Origin of the sequence: Xanthomonas prunicola, from assembly GCF_025266575.1 — a bacterium.
Lineage (GTDB): Bacteria > Pseudomonadota > Gammaproteobacteria > Xanthomonadales > Xanthomonadaceae > Xanthomonas > Xanthomonas prunicola.
Genome location: NZ_CP096142.1, coordinates 4,718,159 through 4,739,596, shown reverse-complemented (window position 1 = coordinate 4,739,596; position 21,438 = coordinate 4,718,159). Strand labels below are relative to the sequence as shown.

The following is a 21,438-nucleotide window of genomic DNA, read 5'->3' as shown; positions in this document are numbered from 1 at the left end:
TTTAGCAAGTTATGATCGCGAAAGACAATATTTTCAATTACATGATGACTCTCAAGGATGACGTTACTGGCCGGCATCTGCTTTCACTCCATCAAGCGGTCAAAGATTCATCGCTCAGCAACCGAAAGCGTCTATCAACCAGACGCCGCGCGTCCTGGGCGATTTGCCAAATCCCTGCGCAATCAAGGTGTCGCGCAAGAACCGATCGCAAAAAGCATCTGATGTATAAGGTGTCCTGAAAATGTGCGCTGACCCAACCACTTCTTTCCTGAATGCAAAGTTGGCGCCACCAGCAACTCTGTAATATTTCCCATTTGGATACCCAGTCAACACCTTGACGGTAGATGCCTCCTCGTCGATGGCATCAATAATCCGCACCACCTCGCAAAGATAGTGCGGTGCCCCAGGCGTACCGTCTTCCAATCGGAAATCGCATAGCGCAAAAGCAAATCCCTCCGGGTCCGCAGTTTCAAGGACCAGCTTCAGCGGCTCTGAGACCAGCCAGTAGTCCTTGAATCCATCGTGCATGTCATTGGGCATATCGCCGATACGACTGTCGTAGCGCAGGCGTGGGGTTTCCTTCAATGCAGCAAGGCCCGCGTCCTCCCCAGGTCGGCTGTAAGCAATGGAAAACGGCACAGCATCTTCGTTCTCGAACTCCACGCCATGCCCGCGACCGCCGCCACGCATGTCGGACCTAAGGAGATAGAACTCGCCTTTCTTGGGTTTATTCTCGGTAGACACCTTCTGCTCCAAGACGCTGTTTCGATCAAGAGTAGCAAACTGCGCGCTTGCATCAGCGGACGGGGCTGCCGCCTCCAGCGCGCGCAATCGTCGCACCGCGACGCCTGATGTCTTCTTGCCCCTGCTTTCCTGCAGCACTGCGGGCTGATTCCAGGCACGCCGTGGCTCGGGCCGGGTGCGTTCTGCGCGCTCCTCACTCCCTGCAACTGCCTGCGCCGTATGTCCGTTCGACCGGGCACCCATACCGACACATCACGCAAGTATCAGATCGCCGTTGATCAAAGCCACCTTGATCGTCGCCTGCAGGTGTGTCACGGCTTCAGCCACACGTTGGCAAGCCACCGGGTCGCCTTGCATGGCCGCCTGCCCATCGGCCGACACTTCGATCCTTCGCAGTTCCCCAAGCATGCCTTCCACGTAGGACGGATGAGGATCACTGCAGTAGCACGCGCAGCCCAGCTCTTTCGCGAAGGCCTGATCATTGGGCAGGTAAAGCCCATTGTCCGGAGCATCGATCGCGAACACACCCTGCCCTTCAAGATAAACCAGCAATCGGCTTCGATCGCGTATCACACAGTCGATGATGAGCTGCAGGGAAAACAAGGCGTGGTCTTGTGCTGGTGACACGGTCCTGTCTCCCGAGCTGTCCGTCATCCACTTACAAGTCGACATCCGTGACGCAGCGCTGACAGATTCGCCAAGCTACGACAGAGCCGCTAATGCCAGCGATACTATCACCATCAGGCCCTTCCACATTGGCCATAGCGGTGAAATTTGCAGTAAAACTAATGCGAGCTATGCAGTTTTTGGCCAATATCCTTCGGCATCCATCAGTATTCGACACCCACGCCGCAGGCTACACACCATTGCTGGACGGCTGCTCACTTCACTTTGGCGTAGCCGCAAGACGCGCTTGCAACGCATATAACGTTTCCGTTCCCGACGCAGCCAGCGCACGCGACGCATAGAGCAAGCGATCGGTCAGCTCGCCGCCAAGGCCAGATTGGCCAGCCTCGCGGGCTGCCTCTCCGGCATGCAGCATTTCCAATACGCCCTGCAGTCCTAGCAAGCAGTGATCGACATGTGCGCACTTGAGCGCCAGGCCCAATTGCATCGGCAGATCGGACCAATGGATGCCGTTGGTAGCTTCCGCACCACGCGATTCGGACAGTCGACGGAAGAACACGTCTTCATGCTCCGTGGTGCGATTGGGTGCAACGGAGCTTGTGGCACGTGAATCTGATGAAGTACTACCCGGACGTGCAGAGTTGTTGCGTGACATGGTGGATCTCCCTGGATGATGGAGTCCGTCATCTCGCTTCCAAACGAGGTGGCGGACGGTGCGCGGTTGGAAGACCGGTCCAAGGGCCGGCGGGCCTTACGGCCCCCACGCACCGCCCGCCATAAAGCTGACGAGCACGCCCCGCCATCAATTAGCAAGCGCAAAGAAAGCGCCTGCATAGACAGCGTGGGCGCTTGTGCGCCTTGGATTTCGGGCTTCCACACCCGGCTGCGAGAGTGATCGCAGCCGGGAGATCTTTATTGCAGCAGCCCAGAGTGTCAAGTGCGACAAATGTAAAAAAAAGCCGCCCTAAGGCGGCGGCGTCTTGCACATACAGTGGCGACATGGCTTCTGCAGTCGGAGTGATGGCGCAGCTTGCGCTACGCCATCACCGTACAGCCTGCGCTCACACCCCGTGCGCAGCCAACTGCCCCAACCGCTGCACCGCGACCGACACGGTCGGGTAGTCGAGCGTCTTCTGCTCGGCCACATCGGCCAGCATGGCCAGGGTGAAGCGCAGGCTGGAGTCGTCGCGTGCCAGCCAGGTGGCCACCTTGTCTTCGGCAGTGCTGCCTGACATCGTCAACACTTGGCCGACCAAGGCGCGTTGATGCGCGGCCAGTTCGTCGCGCAGCACGCCACGTGCCACCGCATGCCAGCGGCCGTTGACCTCCAGCGCGTCGATCTGCTCGAACAACCACGGCAGCCGCAGCGCTTCGCCCAGGCGGAAATGCACCTTGGACACGTCCACCGGCTTGAGCTTGCGGGTGCGCGCGGTTTCGATGATGTCGAAGGCCGGCTCCAGATAACGCAGCTCGGACAACTGCTGTGCGAGTGCCGGCGTCAGGCCCTTGTCCTGCCATTCCTGCACGCTGGCTTCGTACTGCGGGCGCTGCGCATCCGACAACACGCCCGATGCCACGCGGATGTCGTTGAACGGGCCGTGGTAACGCTCCACCGCTGCGGTGATGCCCGGCATCTGGCCCGGACGCAACAACAACCAACGCACGAACGAGCGTTGCAGGCGCCAGATCACTTCCAGCGCATCGATCTGCACCGACTCGGGCACCTTGCCGTCCAGCGCATCGATCTGCGTCCACAGCGCGCGCGCATCCAGTGTTTCGCGGCTGATGGTGTAGGCCTTGGCCACCTCGCCGATGCTGCGGCCGGTGTCTTCCTGCATGCGCATCAGGAAGGTGGCGCCCATACGATTGATGGTGGTGTTGGTGACCGCGGTAGCGATGATCTCGCGCTTGAGGCGATGGCGCTCCATCGCATCGGCGTACTTCTTCTGCAACGGCTGCGGGAAGTAGCGCTGCAATTCCTTGGACAGATACGGGTCTTCGGGAATGTCCGATTCCAGCAACTGCTGGAACGCCACCAGCTTGGAATACGACAACAGCACCGACAGCTCCGGTCGGGTCAGCCCCTGCCCACGCGCCTTGCGTGCCGACAGCTCGGCATCGGAGGGCAGGAACTCGATCTGACGGTCGAGCAGGCCCTGCAGTTCCAGCGTGCGGATGAAGTGCTGCTTGGAACCCAGGCGCTTGACGCTCATGCGCTCCATCAAGCTGATCGCCTGGTTCTGGCGATAGTTGTCCCACAGCACCAGGTCGGCCACTTCGTCGGTCATCGACGCCAACAGCTTGTTGCGCGCGTCGTAGGTGAGCTTCTTGGCCTGCACCATGTCGTTGAGCAGGATCTTGATGTTCACCTCGTGATCGGAGGTGTCCACGCCGGCCGAGTTGTCGATGAAATCGGTGTTGAGCAGCACGCCGGTCTGCGCCGCTTCGATACGGCCGAGCTGGGTCAGGCCCAGGTTGCCGCCCTCGCCCACCACCTTGCAGCGCAGCTCGCCACCATTGACGCGCAGGCCGTTGTTGGCGCGGTCGCCCACATCCGCATGCGACTCGCTGGCCGCCTTGACGTAGGTGCCGATGCCGCCGTTCCAGAACAAATCCACCGGCGCCTTGAGGATGGCGTTCATCAGCTCGTTCGGCGAGAGCTGCTTGAGGTTGGACTCCAGCCCAAGCGCCTCTCGCACCGGTGCACTGATGTCGATGGATTTGAGCGTACGTGGATAAATGCCGCCGCCGGCGCTGATCAGCTTGGCGTCGTAGTCGGCCCAGCTGGAACGCGACAGCTTGAACAAGCGATCGCGCTCGGCGAAGGACACCGCTGCATCCGGGTTCGGATCCAGGAAGATGTGGCGGTGATCGAACGCGGCCAGCAGGCGAATATGCTTTGAGAGCAGCATGCCGTTGCCGAACACGTCGCCGGACATGTCGCCGATGCCGACCACGCTGAAGTCCTGGCTTTGGCAATCGCGGCCCATGGCGCGGAAGTGACGCTTGACCGATTCCCACGCGCCACGCGCAGTGATGCCCATGCCCTTGTGGTCGTAACCGACCGAGCCACCGGAGGCGAACGCATCACCCAGCCAGAAGCCGTGGTCCAGCGCCAGCCCGTTGGCGATATCGGAGAACGTCGCAGTGCCCTTGTCGGCCGCGACCACCAGGTACGGGTCGTCCTGGTCATGACGCACCACCTGCGGCGGCGGCACGATCTTGCCGCCGACGATGTTGTCGGTGATGTCGAGCAGGCCCTGGATGAACAGCTTGTAGCAGGCGATGCCTTCTGCCTGGATCGCATCACGGTCGCCCCCCACCGGCGAGCGCTTGACGTAAAACCCACCCTTGGCGCCAACCGGCACGATGACGGTGTTTTTGACCATCTGCGCCTTGACCAGGCCTAGCACCTCGGTGCGGAAATCCTCGCGACGGTCCGACCAGCGCAGGCCACCGCGGGCCACCGCGCCGAAGCGCAGATGCACGCCTTCCACGCGCGGGCCGTAGACAAAGATTTCGCGATACGGACGCGGCTTGGGCAGGTCCGGCACGCGCGAGGAATCCAGCTTGAAGCTGATGCAGTGTGGGGGCTTGCCGTTCTTGTCGGTCTGGTAGTAGTTGGTACGCAAGGTCGCATCGATCACATCCATGAAGCTGCGCAGGATGCGGTCTTCGTCCAGGCTGGAGACGCGGTCCATCAACTTCAGCAAGGTGGCGCGGGTGGCCTCCTGCTGTGCATCGCGGTCGCCGCCGCGCGCTTCCAGCACGGATTCCAGTGCCTTGAGCGTAGCGTCGTCGTCGCCTGCCAGTGCAGACAGTTCTTCGCGCAGGCGCTCCTGGCCAGCAAAGATTTGTGCCTTGGTTTCGCTGCCGGTGGACGCATCGAAGCGCGCTTCGAACAACTCCACCAGCAAACGCGCCAGCAACGGGTAACGGGTGAACGTGGCTTCGACATAGGCCTGCGAGAACGGCACTGCCGTCTGCAGCAAGTACTTGCAGTAGCCGCGCAGCAGCGCGACCTGACGCCAATGCAGGCCGGCCGCCAGAATCAGGCGATTGAAGCCGTCGTTTTCGGCATCGCCGTTCCAGATGCGCTCGAAGGCTTCGCCGAAACTGGCATCAGCATGCGCGGCATTGATCTTGCCGGCCGTGGATTCGACCTCGAAATCCTGGATATAGACCGGCGTCTCGCCCACCTGCAGCCGATACGGCCGCTCGGAGATCACGCGCAGGCCCATGTTTTCCATCATCGGCATCGCATCGGACAGCGGAATGTCGTCGAGCTGGCGATACAGCTTCAGGCGCAGGCCTTCGCCCGCATCCAGGCGCACGCCATCGTCGCGACGGATTTCCTGCAGGCTCAGATGCAGATCGTTCGGGCCATCCAGCGATGCCAGGTGTTCGACGTCCGACACTGCCGATTCGATCGACGAGTCTTCGATATAGCCGGCCGGCAGCGCGCGACCGAAGTTGGCTGCCATACGCAGCCCATTGGCTTCGCCGTGCCGTGCCACCAGCGCCTCACGCAGCGCATCGCGCCAGTTGCGCAGCAAGTGCGCCAGCCGCGATTCGAGTTCGGTGGTGTCGAATTCCAGTGCCTCACCGCTCTTGGGCCGCACGATCAGATGCAGCTGGGCCAGTGGCGATTCGCCCAGCACCACGCTGGAATCGATGTATTCGCCGTGCAGCGCGTCCTTCAACAAGGCTTCGATGCGCAAGCGCACGTCGGTGTTGAAACGTTCGCGCGGGATATAGACCAGCGCCGAGATGAAGCGCCCGTACTTGTCGCGACGCAGGAACAGGCGGCTGCGCACGCGCTCCTGCAGCCCGAGGATACCCATCGCGGTGCGGTACAGCTCTTCCTCGTTGGACTGGAACAGCTCCTCGCGCGGCAGCGTTTCCAGGATGTGGCGCAAGGCCTTGCCGCTATGGCTGCTCGGGGTCAGCCCCGACTTGCTCATCACGTATTCGTGGCGCTGACGCACCAGCGGAATTTCCCACGGGCGGCGGTTATAGGCGCTGGAGGTGAACAGACCCAGGAAGCGCTGCTCGCCGACGATGCGACCCTTGGCATCGAATTCCAGGATGCCGATGTAATCCATGTAACCAACGCGGTGCACGCGCGAACGGGCATTGGTCTTGGTCAGGATCAGGGCGTCCTTGCGCTTGGACGAGGCATTCAGGCCGTGCGCGGCCAGCGTGGTCACCGGACGCGCCGGCGAGGTGTCGCGCCCGCGCAGCAGGCCCAGACCGGTCTCTTCCAACGGCGCCAGCACGTCCTGGCCGCCCTGCTTCTCGACGCGGTACTCGCGGTAGCCGAAGAAGGTGAAGTGGTCGGCCGCAGCCCAACGCAGGAATTCCTGCGCTTCATGTCGGTTGATGTCGTCGATCGGCAGACGACGCGTCGCCAGATCGTCGGCCAGCACGACCATGCGCTCGCGCATCGCCGCCCAGTCCTGCACGATGGCGCGCACCTCGGCCAGTACCTTGCGCACCGCCGCTTCCAGCTTGGGCATTTCTTCCGACGGCTGGCGGTCGATCTCCAGCACCATCAGCGACTCGCTCTTGCCCTCGCCCACTGCGGTGAGCTTGCCGGCCTTGTCACGCGCAATGCGCAGCACCGGGTGGCCAAGCACATGCACGCCAATGCCCAGGTCCGCCAGCGTCATGCTCACCGAATCCACCAGGAACGGCATGTCGTCGTTGACGATTTGCAGCAAGGTATGCGGCGACTCGTAGCCGTGGCTCTTCAAGGTGGGGTTGAACACCCGCACATTGACCGTGCCGGCCTTGCGCGCACGTGCAAATTCCAGCATGTCCGATGCCAGCGCCGCCCATTGCTCCGGCGGATGGTTCGGGAATTCGTCTTCCTCCATGCGCCGGTAGAAGTCAGCGGCGAACGCCTGGACTTCGGCCTGGCGCGCGGCCGGGTAGCGCTTGCGCAACGCGGCAAACACCGGCTCGAGGCTGACCGCCTGCGGTTCGGTGGCAAGCACGGGGACGGCACGTTCGGCGACCGGTTTGACCGACGTCGTGGACGATTTCGAAGCGGCTTTCTTGGCTGTCATGAGTAGAGCTGGAATGCTCGGTGGAAAACCTGAATTGTACCGGTGCGCGATGACGACGCCTTGCTGCATAGCGCAAAAATGCGGCCCGCCGTGGCCCGTTGCAGCGCGCAAAATCACTACATCTATGTAATATGTGGAACCGGACGGTGCCATGCTGAAGTTGGATCGCCACACCCGGCAAAGTCCGGTCGAGTGCTTGGCACATCAGGCGTTGTGCAGACGAAACCGCGCCCGTCAAGCCTGTTTAAAAACTAAACTGGACGGTATAGTCTACCGCCATGACCCCTCGTCCCCACCGTGCTGCCCGGCGTTCGGACTGCGACCGCCGCATCCATGCGGCTGTGCATGCGCTGCTGGCCGAGCGCGGCATGCGGCTGAGCATGGACGCGGTGGCCGAGCGGGCCGGCTGCTCCAAGCAGACCCTGTACAGCTATTACGGGTGCAAGGAGAATCTGCTGCGCGATGTGCTTCAAGACCACGTGCATCTGGCGGCCGGTCCGCTGGGCACGGTCTCGGGCGATCTCCACGCCGATCTGCTGGCCTTTGCACTGGCCCATCTTGACCGTTTGAACAACCCCGATGTGCTACAGACCTGCCGTCTGGTCGAAGCCGAGTCGCACCGGTTCCCCGACCAGTCGCAGCAGATCTTCCACGACGGCGTGGTCGGCATGCAGCAGCGTCTGGCGCATCGCTTCGAGCAGGCGATCGACGCGGGCCAGCTGCGGCATGACGATCCGCACTTCATGGCCGAATTGTTACTGAGCATGATCGTCGGGCTGGATTTCGACCGCCAACGGTTTCAGGTTCCCCATCGCGCCGGCCTCCCCGCCAGGCAGCAGTGGGCGCAGTTCGCCGTGGACACCTTCTTGCGTGCGTTTGCTCCGGCACATGCCGCGCCAACGCTGGCACCGCCTTCTCTTTTCACTTCAAGACCCTAACGGAGTTCCTCCTGATGATTGCCCCACTCCGCTCCTTCGGCCTGGCCTGTGCCATTACCGTGGCGCTCGCTGCCTGCAGCAAGCCCGAACAACAGCAGGCACCGCCGCCGCCGGAAGTGTCGGTGCTGGAGATGAAGCCGCAGACGCTGCCACTGGAACGTGATCTGGTCGGCCGCCTGTCGGCGTACCGCTCGGCCGATGTGCGCGCACGCGTGGACGGCGTCGTGCTCAAGCGCCTGTACACCGAAGGTGCCAACGTCAAGGAAGGCCAGCCGCTGTTCCAGATCGATCCATCCCAGCTGAAGGCCACGTTGCTGCAGGCACAGGGTCAGCTGGCCGCCGCCGAGGCAACCTATACCAATGCCAAGATCGCCGCGACGCGTGCGCGCAGCCTGGCGCCGCAGCAGTACGTCTCGCGCGCCGACATCGACACCGCCGAAGCCAACGAGCGCTCTTCCGGCGCCAGCGTGCAGCAGGCGCGCGGTGCGGTCGAAGCGGCGCGCATCCAGCTCGGCTTCGCCAGCGTCACCTCGCCGATCACCGGCCGCGCCGGTATCCAGCGCGTGACCGAAGGCGCACTGGTCGGTGCGGGTGAAGCCACCCTGCTCACCACCGTGGACCAGATCGACCCGCTGTACGTGAACTTCGCCATGAGCAGCGAGGAACTGGCCGCCCTGCGTCAGGCGCAGAGCAGCGGCAACGTCCAGCTCAGCGGCGACGGCAAGTCCACCATCAACGTGGAACTGGGCGACGGCACGCAGTACCAACACCCCGGCACGCTGGACGTGTCGGCGGTGACGGTGGACCCGAGCACCGGTGCGGTATCGCTGCGCGCAACCCTGCCCAACCCCGAACAATCGCTGCTGCCGGGTGCGTTCGTGACCTTCAAGGCCAGCCTGGGCCAGCGCAACAACGCCTACCTGCTGCCGCAGCAGGCGGTGCAGCGTGATGCCACCGGCGCCTATGCGCTGGTGCTGGGCAAGGACGGCAAGGTGGTGCGCAAGAACCTCACTGTCGACGGCCAGCAGAAAGGCCAGTGGATCATCACCGGCGGCATGACCCCGGGCGACCAGGTCATCGTCGATGGTGTGCAGAAGGCCAAGGAAGGGCAGCCGGCCAAGGGCGTGCCGTGGGATCCGAACAAGCCGGCACAAGGCGGCCAGCCGGGCGCACCGGGCGCGGCTCCGGCCGCCGCCCAGGGTGGCGACGCGCAGGCCGCACCGGCGGCCGACAAGGCCGATGCAGCGGCACCGGCCGCGCAGGAACAGTCAAGCCGGACGCTGCGGCGCAGCCGGCCGACTCCCAGTCCAAGCAGCAGTGACGGAACCCGGACATGCCTAAGTTTTTCATCGAACACCCGATCTTTGCCTGGGTGGTGGCGATCCTGATCTCGCTTGCGGGCGTGATCTCGATCCTGAATCTGGGTATCGAGTCGTACCCCACGATCGCCCCGCCGCAGGTCACCGTTACCGCCAACTTCCCCGGCGCCAGCGCCGACACCGCCGAAAAAGCGGTGACCCAGGTCATCGAGCAGCAGCTCACCGGTATCGATCACCTGCTGTACTTCAACTCGTCCTCGGCCGCCAACGGCCGCGTGACCATCACGCTGACCTTCGAAACCGGCACCGACGCGGATATCGCGCAGGTGCAGGTGCAGAACAAGGTGTCGCTGGCCACGCCGCGTTTGCCGTCGGAAGTGACCCAGCAGGGTGTGGTGGTGGCCAAGGCCAACGCCGGCTTCCTGATGGTGGCCGCGCTGCGTTCGGACAACCCGTCGATCAACCGCGACGCGCTCAACGACATCGTCGGTTCGCGCGTGCTCGAGCAGATCTCGCGCGTGCCCGGCGTGGGCAGCACCAACCAGTTCGGCGCCGAGTACGCGATGAACATCTGGTTGAACCCGGAGAAGCTGCAGGGCTACAACCTGTCGGCCACCCAGGTGCTGACCGCGGTGCGTAACCAGAACGTGCAGTTCGCGGCCGGTTCGGTCGGTGCCGACCCGACCCCGGAAGGCATCAGCTTCACCGCCACGGTGTCGGCGGAAGGCCGCTTCAGCTCGCCCGAGCAGTTCGAAAACATCATCCTGCGTACCGATAACAACGGCGCCACCGTGCGTTTGAAGGACGTTGCACGCGTCACCGTGGGGCCGAGCAACTACGGCTTCGACACCCAGTACAACGGCAAGCCCACCGGTGCCTTCGGTATCCAGCTGTTGCCGGGCGCCAATGCATTGAACGTGTCCGAGGCGGTCGGCGCCAAGCTCGACGAACTGCAACCGACCTTCCCGCAGGGCGTGACCTGGTTTGCGCCGTACGAATCGACCACCTTCGTGCGCATCTCCATCGAGGAAGTGATCCACACCCTGGTGGAAGCCATCGTGCTGGTGTTCCTGGTGATGCTGCTGTTCCTGCAGAACTTCCGCGCCACCGTGATTCCCACGCTGGTGATTCCGGTCGCGCTGCTGGGCACCTTCTTCGGCATGTACATGATCGGCTTCACGATCAACCAGCTGACGCTGTTTGCGATGGTGCTGGCGATCGGCATCGTGGTGGACGACGCGATCGTGGTGATCGAGAACGTCGAACGCATCATGAGTGAAGAGCATCTGGAGCCAAAGGCGGCCACCCAGAAGGCGATGACCCAGATCACCGGCGCGGTGGTGGCCATCACCGTGGTGCTGGCAGCGGTGTTCATCCCGTCCTCGCTGCAGCCCGGCGCATCGGGTGCGATCTACAAGCAGTTCGCGTTGACCATCGCGATGTCGATGGGGTTCTCCGCATTCCTGGCGTTGAGCTTCACCCCGGCATTGTGCGGCGCGTTCCTCAAGTCGGCCCACTCCACCAAGAAGAACTGGATCTACCGCACCTTCGACAAGTACTACGACAAACTGGCGCATCGCTATGTCGGCGTGGTCGGTCACACCCTCAAGCGCTCGCCACCGTGGATGATCGCATTCGTGGCGTTGGTGGTGCTGTGCGGCTTCCTGTTTACGCGGATGCCGGGCAGCTTCCTGCCGGAAGAAGACCAGGGCTTTGCGGTGGCCATCGTGCAGCTGCCGCCGGGCGCGACCAAGATCCGCACCAACGAAGCGTTCGCGCAAATGCGTGCGGTACTGGAGAAGCAGCCGGCCGTGGAAGGCATGCTGCAGATCGCAGGCTTCAGCTTCCTCGGCTCGGGCGAAAACGTCGGTATGGGCTTCATCCGGCTCAAGCCGTGGGAAGAACGTGATGTCACTGCAGAGCAGTTGATCCAGCAACTCAATGGCGCCTTCTACGGCATCAAGGGCGCGCAGATCTTCGTGGTCAACCTGCCCACCGTGCAGGGTCTGGGCCAGTTCGGCGGCTTCGACATGTGGCTGCAGGACCGCTCCGGTGCCGGCCAGGAAGCGTTGATCCAGGCACGCAACATCGTGCTTGGCAAGGCGGCGGAAAAGCAGGACGCCCTGGTGGGCGTGCGCCCGAACGGTCTGGAAAACTCGCCGCAACTGCAGCTGCACGTGGATCGCGTGCAGGCGCAATCGATGGGCCTGAATGTCAGCGACATTTATAGCTCGATCCAGCTGATGCTGGCGCCGGTGTACGTCAACGACTACTTCGCCGAGGGGCGCATCAAGCGCGTCAACATGCGCGCTGACGACCAGTTCCGCGCCGGCCCGGAGTCGCTGCGCAACTTCTTCACTCCCAGCACCACGGCCACCGGTGCAGACGGCCAGCCGGCAATGATTCCGCTGAGCAACGTGGTCAAGGCCGAGTGGACCTACGCGTCGCCGGCGTTGAACCGCTACAACGGCTACTCCGCCGTGAACATCGTTGGCAACCCGGCCCCGGGCGGCAGTTCCGGCCAGGCGATGAGCGCGATGGAAGATATCGTCAAAAACGATCTGCCACCGGGCTTCGGCTTCGACTGGAGCGGCATGTCGTACCAGGAAATCATCGCCGGTAATGCCGCAACGCTATTGCTGGCGTTGTCGGTGGTGGTGGTCTTCCTGTGCCTGGCCGCGCTGTATGAAAGCTGGTCGATTCCGGTGGCGGTGCTGATGGTGGTGCCGATCGGCGTGCTGGGTGCGATCACCTTCTCGATGCTGCGCGGGTTGCCGAACGATCTGTACTTCAAGATCGGCATGATCACGGTGATTGGCCTGGCGGCGAAGAACGCAATCCTGATCGTGGAATTCGCAGTGGAGCAGCGTGCGGCAGGCAAGACGCTGCGCGAAGCCACCCTGGAAGCGGCGCATCTGCGTTTCCGCCCGATTCTGATGACCTCGTTCGCGTTCATCCTGGGCGTGTTGCCGCTGGCCATCTCCACCGGTGCCGGCGCCAACTCGCGTCACTCCATCGGTACCGGCGTGATCGGCGGCATGGTGTTCGCCACCTTGCTCGGCGTGATCTTCATCCCGCTGTTCTTCGTGGTGGTGCGCCGCATGCTGGGCGACAAGCTGGACGAGCAGTCCAAGGAATATCTGGCCGTGCAGAACGAAGGTGGAACCCACCGCCCGGATCGCTAAGTCAGGCATTGGCTGCGAACCCAAAGCCCCGGCATTGCCGGGGCTTTTTTATGCTCCGCTAAGAACCACTCCACGATGCGGCGTCACGCAAGGGCGAGTGGTTACGACTCGAATCTCGAATGGACTGCGGTGAATCGTCCTGAAGCGGCTGATCTGCGACATGGCTGCAGGGCCCTTGCCTGCTCGTCATCGCGGGACACGCGGCAAGTAGGTCCATGCAAGCTGCTCGGCGGCATGGATACCGCCATCGAGCCGCCACGGATGGATTCACGGCGTGTCCGGCAAGTGGCGAGGACGCCACGCGCTCGACTAAGTAACAGCTGTTCACCTGACGCCTTCGACCGCATCACACGAACGAACAGGCGTGACGTGCCAAGGAGCCGACGCTCCCCCGGAGCAGTCAGATGCCCGGTATGCGCGCGCCAGTGGACCCACGCACCACGCAGCGCCCGGTCATGACCAAGCGGCGGATCGGCAATTGCGGATTGCTTAGCCGTTCCAGCAGCAGCGACATTGCGGCACGGCCCATGTCCTCGACCGGTTGTTCGACCACGGTGATGCCCGGCTCGACCAGGTCGGTCCAGCGCTCGTTATCGAAGCCCGCCAGGGCCAGGTCCTGCGGCAGGCGCAGGCCGGCGGTGCGCGCGGCTTTCAATGCACCCATCAGCAGCAGGCTGTTACTGGTGACGATGGCTTCGGGCCGGTTGTCGTTGGCGAGCCATCCACCCAATTCGGCAATCGCCGCCTCGGCAGTGGGCGCCACTTCGTGGTAATCCGGCTCCAGGCCCTGCGCGCGCATCGCGGCCAGGTAACCGTCGCGGCGCTCGGCGGCCGTGGTGCTGGTGCTGCCGAACAGTCCACCGATGCGCCGATACCCCTGTGCTTGCAAGTGCGCAACCAGCTCAGCCATGGCGGCGCCGTTGTCGAGCACCACACTGTCATAGCGGCTGCCGGGGCCGGCGCGATCCACCAGCACGGTGGGGTAATCCAGGGCCAGCTCATGCATGCGCCCCACGGTCACGCGGGTCGGCGCAAAGATCAGCCCGGTGATGCGTTCTTCCTGCATCAGCTCGAGGTAGAGCGCCTCACGCTCGGGATCTTCATCGGTATTGCACAGGGTGACGCGCATACCGGCACGGTAAGCGACCTCTTCCACTGCACGAATCAGCGCCGTGAAGTACGGATTGCGGATGTCGGCCACGATCACCCCCAGGATGCCGGACTGCTGGGATCGCAATCGTCGCGCCATCAGGTTGGGCCGATAGCCGGTCTGGCGCACCGCGGCTTCGACCTTGGCACGCACCTCGTCGCTGACCGGGCCGGTGCCTAGTGCACGCGAGACCGTGGATTTGGACACTCCGGCCACGCGGGCCACGTCATTGATGCTGATACTCACTGGGACCGTTCCCGCTCCATTTGCGCACCTTGACCCAGGCGCCGTGTCGACTTTGATGCTAACCCGAAAGCACTACAACGGTTTTGTGCAGTGCACATTGACGTCAACAGTGGGAACGTTCCCACTATACTTCCCAGCCCGACCTCATCCGGAGCCCGCCTTGTCCTCTCCGTCGCTTGCCCCCGTCACCCCCGACCTTGTGCGCCTGCGCGCGTCTGCCCGCGACAAGGACGACGCCATTGCGCAGGCTGCCCAGCTGCTGGTCGCGGCCGGCTGCGTCTCGCCGGGTTACGACGCCAGCATGCGGCGCCGCGAAGGCCTGGCCAATACCTTCCTGGGCCACGGCCTTGCCATTCCGCACGGCGTCGGCGAAGACCGTCACCTGGTGCGCCGCGACGGCATCGCGGTACTGCAGCTACCCGACGGTGTGGAATGGAATCCTGGCCAGATCACCCGGCTGGTGGTGGGCATCGCCGCGCAGTCCGATACCCACATCACCTTGCTGCGCCGGCTGACCCGGTTGATCCAGGACCCGGCGCAGCTGGAAGCGCTGTTCACCACCGACGACCCTGGCGTGATCGTGGCCGCGCTCACCGGCGACCGTGCGCCAGACACCAGCGCCGCGCCAGCCACCGATCTGGCCGAATCCTTCGAGTGGACCATCGCCTACCCCAGCGGCCTGCATGCCCGCCCGGCCACCCGTTGGGCCGAGACCGCACGCGGCTTTTCGGCCCGTGCGCAGGTGCGCGCCGGCGACCAGGCCGCCGATGCGAAAAGCTTGGTCGGCTTGCTACAGCTCGGCCTGCGTGCCGGCGACAGCATCACCGTTTCGGCCGAAGGCAGCGACGCCGCCGCCCTGCTCAAGCGCCTGCGGGCGGTAATGGACAGCCTCACCGCGCAGGAAAAGGCCGATGCCGAGCGTGCTGCGCAACGTCGCGCCGCCCCGGTCGCCGGCTGGACCCCGCCGCAGGCACAGCCGGCCATCGTCGGCATCGGCGCCAGCCCGGGCGTGGCGATCGGCATCGTGCATCGCCTGCGCGCGGCGCAGACCGAAGTGGCCGATCAACCGGTCGGCCTGGGCGATGGCGGCGCATTGCTGCACGACGCGCTGACCCGCACCCGCCAGCAGCTGGCGGCGATCCAGGACGACACCCAGCGCCGCCTCGGCGCCTCGGACGCGGCCATCTTCAAGGCCCAGGCCGAGCTGCTCAACGACACCGACCTGATCACCCGCACCTGCCAGCTGATGGTCGAAGGCCACGGCGTGGCGTGGTCGTGGCATCAGGCGGTGGAACAGATCGCCTCCGGTCTGGCTGCGTTGGGCAACCCGGTGTTGGCCGGTCGCGCTGCCGATCTGCGCGATGTCGGCCGCCGCGTGCTGGCCCAGCTCGATCCGGCCGCGGCCGGTGCCGGTCTCACCGACCTGCCCGAGCAGCCGTGCATCCTGCTCGCCAGCGACCTGTCGCCGTCGGACACCGCCAATCTGGACACCGCCCGCGTACTCGGCCTGGCCACCGCGCAGGGTGGGCCGACCTCGCATACCGCCATCCTCTCGCGCACGCTCGGCCTGCCGGCGCTGGTCGCGGCCGGCGGCCAGTTGCTGGAGATCGAAGATGGCGTCACTGCCATCATCGACGGCAGCAGCGGGCGCCTGTACATCAATCCGTCCGAACTGGACCTGGACGCCGCACGCACGCATATCGCCGAGCAGCAGGCCATCCGCGAGCGCGAAGCCGCGCAGCGCGCGTTGCCGGCCGAAACCACCGACGGCCACCACATCGACATCGGCGCCAACGTCAATCTGCCCGACCAGGTCGCGATGGCACTGACCCAGGGTGCCGAAGGCGTCGGCCTGATGCGCACCGAATTCCTGTTCCTGGAAAGCGGCCGAACCCCCAGCGAAGACGAACAACACGCCACCTATCTGGCAATGGCGCAGGCGCTGGATGGCCGCCCGCTGATCGTGCGTGCGCTGGACATCGGCGGCGACAAGCAAGTGGCGCATCTGGAATTGCCGCACGAAGAAAACCCGTTCCTCGGCGTGCGCGGCGCGCGCCTGCTGCTGCGTCGCCCCGACCTGCTGGAGCCGCAACTGCGTGCGCTGTATCGCGCCGCCAAGGACGGTGCGCGGCTGTCGATCATGTTCCCGATGATCACGTCGGTGCCGGAACTGATCGCGCTGCGCGAGATCTGCGCACGCATCCGCGCCGACCTCGACGCACCGGAGGTGCCGATCGGCATCATGATCGAGGTGCCGGCCGCCGCCGCGCAGGCCGACGTGCTGGCGCGTCACGCAGACTTCTTCTCGATCGGCACCAACGACCTCACCCAGTACGTGCTGGCGATCGACCGCCAGAACCCGGAACTGGCTGCCGAAGCCGACAGCCTGCACCCGGCGGTGCTGCGCATGATCCGCAGCACGATCGAAGGCGCGCGCAAGCACGAGCGCTGGGTCGGCGTGTGCGGCGGGCTGGCCGGCGACGCGTTCGGCGCCAGCTTGCTGGCCGGCCTGGGCGTGCAGGAATTGTCGATGACGCCCAACGACATCCCCGCAGTGAAAGCGCGCCTGCGCGGCGCTGCGCTGAGCACATTGCAGCAGCTCGCCGAGCAGGCGCTGAACTGCGAAACCGCCGAACAAGTGCGCGCATTGGAAGCCAAGCGCGAGGACGCGGCATGAGCCTGCAGGCCATCACCGTCACGCTGAATCCGGCGATCGACCAAACCATCCAGCTCGATCATCTGCAGCCGGGCGCCGTGCACCGCGCCAGCAGCGTGCGCAACGATGCCGGCGGCAAAGGCATCAATGTGGCCGCCTGCCTGGCCGACTGGGGCAGCCAGGTCGCCGCGCTGGGCGTACTCGGGGTCGGCAATGCCGGCGTGTTCGAAGCCTTGTTCCGCGAACGCGGCATCACCGATCACTGCCAACGTGTGGCCGGCGAAACCCGCACCAATCTCAAGCTGGTCGACGCACGCAGCAACGACACCACCGATATCAACCTGCCCGGCCTGTGCCTGGGCCAGCCGCATCTGCAGGGCGTGGCCGACCACCTCGCTCCGCTGCTGTGCCCCGGCCTGCCGGTGGTGCTGTCCGGCAGCCTGCCGTCCGGGCTGCCGGACGACAGCTGGGCGCAGTTGCAGGCCCAGGCCAGTGCCGCCGGTGCGCGCGTGCTGCTGGACACCAGCGGCATGCCGTTGGTGACGGCGCTGAATGCTGCAGGCGATGCGCTGCCGTACGCGGTCAAACCGAACCGGCACGAGCTCGAAGCCTGGACCGGTCGCCCGTTGAACGACCGCGCCGCACTGAGCGCCGCCGCGCACGAACTGATCGCACGTGGCGTCCAGTTGGTGGTCATTTCGATGGGCACCGACGGCGCCCTGTTCGTGCAGCGCGACCAACGTTTGATCGCCCGCCCGCCACGCTTGGCGCAGGGCAGCAGCGTGGGCGCAGGCGATGCGATGGTGGCCGGATTGGCCGCTGCGCTGCTGGACGAGGCAACAACACTAGAGCAATGCGCGCGGCTGGCCACGGCATTTTCGATGTGCCGGCTGGAAAGCGGCGAGGCGCGTCGGATCACGCCCGAGAGCGTGCGCCGCGCCGCAACCGACGTCGTGATCCAAGCGCTGTCATGAGCAGCCAGTCGCTGCCGCCGATGCCGGCACCCAGATGTGCGTGGGTTGTGACAATGACAGGCAGCGGCACACCTCATGCGCGTCAACGCCACGCATAACGCTTGAATTCCCCCGCCGGCGATACCGGCGATCGCAACACAGCAGGAGTTTTGCCATGTCCTCTTCCATCGTGGTCATCGCCGCCGGCGAACGCAGCACCGAAGCCGTCCTGGCGGCCGAAGCGCTGCGCCGTGCGGCTACCGCCGCCGGGCGCAGCGTGACGATCGAAATCCGCAGCGACCAGGGCGTGCTCGGCGCCTTGCCGGGCGAGCTCGCCAGCACAGCCACCCAGGTATTGGTGGTCGGCGACACCGATGCCGACACCGCCCGCTTTGGCGACGCGCAACTGGTGCGCCTGAGCCTGGGTGCGGTGCTGGACGACCCGGCCGCTGCGATCGGCAAGCTGGCCGCACACGCCGACCCGGCCGTCGCCAGCAGTCCCAGCGGCAGCGGCAGCAAGCGCATCGTTGCGATCACCTCCTGCCCCACCGGCATCGCGCACACCTTCATGGCTGCCGAAGGCCTGCAGCAAGCCGCCAAGAAGCTCGGCTACCAGATGCGGGTGGAAACCCAGGGCTCGGTGGGGGCGCAGGACGCACTGACCGACGATGAAATCCGCGCAGCAGACGTCGTCATCATTGCCGCCGACCGCGAAGTGGACCTGGCCCGCTTCGGCGGCAAACGCGTCTTCAAGAGCGGCACCAAGCCGGCGATCAATGATGGCCCGGCGCTGATCAACAAGGCACTGGCCGACGCCGGCGTGCATGGCGGGCCGACACCTGCCAGCGGCACGGCTGCCAGCACAACGGCGAGCAAGGGCAACGGACGCACCGGCGCCTACAGGCATCTGATGACCGGCGTCTCTTTCATGCTGCCGTTCGTCACTGCCGGCGGCCTGCTGATTGCGCTGGCATTTGCGCTGGGCGGCATCTACGCCGGCGACGATGCGCATCAAGGCACATTGGCCTGGTCGCTGTTCCAGATCGGCGCCAAGGCCGGCTTCACCCTGATGGTGCCCGCCCTGGCCGGTTACATCGCCTACTCCATCGCCGACCGCCCCGGCATCGCGCCCGGCATGATCGGCGGCCTGGTCGCGGCCAATCTCAACGCCGGTTTCCTCGGCGGGATCATTGCCGGCTTCATCGCCGGCTACGGCGTGGCCGCGCTGAACCGCTACATCAAGCTGCCGCGCAACCTGGAAGGTCTCAAGCCGGTGCTGATCCTGCCGGTGCTGGGCACCCTGCTGGTCGGCTTGGCGATGATGTACGTGTTTGGTCAGCCCGTGGCCGACCTGTTGGCCTGGCTCACCGCCTGGTTGCGCGGCATGCAAGGCAGTAGCGCGTTGCTGCTCGGCCTGCTGCTCGGCGGCATGATGGCCTTCGACATGGGCGGGCCGGTCAACAAGGCGGCCTATGCGTTTTCCACTGGCCTGATCGCCAGCCAGGTCTATACCCCGATGGCCGCTGCCATGGTGGCCGGCATGACCCCGCCGCTGGGCATCGCGCTGGCGACCTGGGTATTCCGCAACCGCTTCACCGCCGAAGAACGCGGCTCGGCCACCGCGGCCGGCGTGCTCGGGCTGGCCTTCGTCACCGAAGGCGCCATCCCCTATGCCGCACGCGACCCGTTGCGCACCATCCCCGCACTGGTGATCGGCTCGGCCGTGGCCGGCGCGATCTCGATGACGGCCGGTGCCGAACTCAAGGCCCCGCATGGCGGCATCTTCGTGCTGCTGATCCCCAACGCCGTCACCCACCTGCTCAATTACGTGCTGGCTCTGGTGGTCGGCGTGGTGGTCACGGCGATCGCGCTGCGCCTGCTCAAGAAGCCGGTTGCCGAGGTCGTCGCCTGATCCAGCAACGGCGGCACGGACCTGCCGCCGCACCCGATGCGCCTGCGCTCTACCGCGCGTGCCCTGACCTGCTTCTCCCGCTGCGCTGCGCACCCAGGTGCGCCGCCAGCGGCTTGCCCATCCCCTTCTTGTCGCGTTCGCCACCCCACGGCCACGCCCCTTTCGTCCGGAGTCCTGCCATGACCGCCCTCGCCCCCCGCCGTGCCCGCCCCCGCCTGTTGTGCCTGACGCTGACCTTGGCACTGACCCCGCTCGCCCACGCGCAAGACGCCGCCGACGCCTTCAAGCTCAAACTGGGCTACACCGGCGAAGCGGCCTCGATGATCGACGGCGGCCGCAAGAGCGGCGATGCCTACGCCGGCCAGTTGATGGTCGGCACCGATGTCGACATGGACCGCCTGTTCGGCTGGAACGGCGCCACGGTGAAGTTGTACGTCACCAACCGCCACGGCACCAACCTGGCCAACAGCAGCATCGGCAACAGCACCTCGGTGCAGGAAATCTACGGCGGCCAGGGCACGCGCCTGGCCAACTTCACCCTGCTGCAGAAGCTCTTCAACGACCGCCTGGAACTGGAAGCCGGCCGCAGCGTGGCCAACATCCACTTCCTCGGCTCGGACCTGTGCCAGTACTTCCAGGGCAACTCGGCCTGCGGCAACCCGACCTTCGTGTTCCGCACCAGCAACTTCACCTACTGGCCGGTCTCCAGTTGGGCCGCCGATGCAACCGCATGGGTCACGCCCAAGGTCTACGTCCACGTCGGCGCCTACGAGGTGAACCCGGTGCAGGCCCAGGACGGCCAGCATGGCTTGAACTGGAGCACCAACGACACGACCGGCGTGGTGGTGCCCTATGCCGTTGGCTACAAGAACAAGGGCGGCGACGGCAGCATGGCGGCCATGTACGAACTTGGCGGCTGGCAGGACAACTCCGACTACACCGACCCGCTGCGCGACCGCAACGGCAACCCGGCCGTGCTGACCGGCCTGTCGTATGAAAACAAGCAGGGCCGCTCTGGCCTGTTCGCGCGCTTCGAGCAGCAGGTGACCAACCCCGACCCGTCGAGCGCGCGCGGCCTCACCGTCTTCGGCGCCGTGCTGCAAAGCACCGGCGGCCAGGCCATCGAAGACCATTTCATCCAGCTCGGCCTGGTGCAGAAAGGCACCTTCGCCAGCCGCCCGCAGGACAACATTGCGTTTGTGATCACCCAGCAAAAGTACAGCGACGCCGCGATCGAGAACCTGCGACTGGCGCGCGCCTCCGCCGGCGGCACCGGCACCCCGGCCGACAACCAGATCATGATGGAGCTGAGCTACGGCATCCAGGTCACCAAGCAACTGCGCATCGCGCCGAACCTGCACTACGTGATCAATCCCGACCAGTTCAACGAACCGACCCGCACCAACGATCTGAAGAACGCGCTGATCGCCGGCCTGCGGATCGATTGGAATCTGTGAGTTGCGGAGAGGCTGCGCGCGTTGCGCGCATGCTTGGCGGGCACCACTGCCTGAAGTGAGTGGCGGGTGCGTTGCATTTGACTACAGTGCAATGCATTTCGTCGACTCGGTTGGGTTGGGCATTGCCGGATATAACCAATGAGTTCGATGAGCCGCTTAGGCGCGCGACCGCACGCGATG

General features: G+C 64.9%; 11 protein-coding genes and 1 pseudogene. 7 read left to right on the top strand and 5 right to left on the bottom strand.

All coding sequences use genetic code 11. From position 1 onward, the window contains the following. Window positions 1-114: 114 nt before the first annotated feature. From M0D43_RS20185 to M0D43_RS20170, 4 genes are all read right to left on the bottom strand, one after another. A complete protein-coding gene (locus M0D43_RS20185; RefSeq protein ID WP_252165137.1) occupies window positions 115-744 on the bottom strand; it encodes an imm11 family protein in 630 nt (209 codons plus the stop codon). A 252-nt stretch (window positions 745-996) separates the two neighbouring features. Next, window positions 997-1,398 (bottom strand): hypothetical protein, encoded by a 402-nt coding sequence (locus tag M0D43_RS20180; protein WP_252162761.1) that lies wholly within the window; start codon window positions 1,396-1,398, stop codon window positions 997-999. Window positions 1,399-1,630: 232 nt separating this feature from the next. Continuing rightward, window positions 1,631-1,930 (bottom strand): hypothetical protein, encoded by a 300-nt coding sequence (locus M0D43_RS20175; protein WP_252162760.1) that lies wholly within the window; start codon window positions 1,928-1,930, stop codon window positions 1,631-1,633. A 502-nt stretch (window positions 1,931-2,432) separates the two neighbouring features. Further along, window positions 2,433-7,442: an NAD-glutamate dehydrogenase gene (locus tag M0D43_RS20170; RefSeq protein ID WP_252162759.1), complete on the bottom strand. Its 5,010-nt coding sequence runs from the start codon at window positions 7,440-7,442 to the stop codon at window positions 2,433-2,435. 278 nt (window positions 7,443-7,720) lie between these two features. On the opposite strand from M0D43_RS20170, the gene M0D43_RS20165 reads away from it, so the two are divergent. From M0D43_RS20165 to M0D43_RS20155, 3 genes and pseudogenes are all read left to right on the top strand, one after another. Further along, window positions 7,721-8,380 carry a TetR/AcrR family transcriptional regulator gene (locus M0D43_RS20165; RefSeq protein ID WP_252162758.1) on the top strand — a complete coding sequence of 220 codons (660 nt, stop codon included), beginning with the start codon at window positions 7,721-7,723 and terminating at the stop codon, window positions 8,378-8,380. Between the two features lie 14 nt (window positions 8,381-8,394). After that, window positions 8,395-9,701, top strand: a pseudogene (locus tag M0D43_RS20160) (efflux RND transporter periplasmic adaptor subunit). Between the two features lie 12 nt (window positions 9,702-9,713). Next, window positions 9,714-12,884 (top strand): multidrug efflux RND transporter permease subunit, encoded by a 3,171-nt coding sequence (locus M0D43_RS20155; RefSeq protein WP_260807538.1) that lies wholly within the window; start codon window positions 9,714-9,716, stop codon window positions 12,882-12,884. A 400-nt stretch (window positions 12,885-13,284) separates the two neighbouring features. On the opposite strand, the gene M0D43_RS20150 is transcribed toward M0D43_RS20155, so the two are convergent. Then, window positions 13,285-14,280 (bottom strand): LacI family DNA-binding transcriptional regulator, encoded by a 996-nt coding sequence (locus M0D43_RS20150; RefSeq protein WP_101363787.1) that lies wholly within the window; start codon window positions 14,278-14,280, stop codon window positions 13,285-13,287. Window positions 14,281-14,440: 160 nt separating this feature from the next. Between M0D43_RS20150 and ptsP the strand changes: the two genes are divergently transcribed. From ptsP to M0D43_RS20130, 4 genes are all read left to right on the top strand, one after another. Beyond that, window positions 14,441-16,957 carry a phosphoenolpyruvate--protein phosphotransferase gene (gene ptsP / locus M0D43_RS20145; RefSeq protein ID WP_260807537.1) on the top strand — a complete coding sequence of 839 codons (2,517 nt, stop codon included), beginning with the start codon at window positions 14,441-14,443 and terminating at the stop codon, window positions 16,955-16,957. Then, on the top strand, window positions 16,954-17,910 hold the full coding sequence (pfkB, locus tag M0D43_RS20140) for a 1-phosphofructokinase (protein ID WP_260807536.1): 957 nt from the start codon (window positions 16,954-16,956) through the stop codon (window positions 17,908-17,910). The genes ptsP and pfkB overlap by 4 nt, the downstream gene beginning before the upstream one ends. 154 nt (window positions 17,911-18,064) lie before the next feature. Further along, the gene (locus M0D43_RS20135) at window positions 18,065-19,801 is read left to right on the top strand and encodes a PTS fructose transporter subunit IIC (protein WP_260807535.1); all 1,737 of its coding nucleotides are present in this window, start codon (window positions 18,065-18,067) and stop codon (window positions 19,799-19,801) included. 179 nt (window positions 19,802-19,980) lie between these two features. Continuing rightward, window positions 19,981-21,258, top strand: coding sequence for a carbohydrate porin (locus M0D43_RS20130; protein ID WP_260807534.1), 1,278 nt, complete (start codon window positions 19,981-19,983; stop codon window positions 21,256-21,258). The last annotated feature ends 180 nt before the right edge of the window (window positions 21,259-21,438 follow it).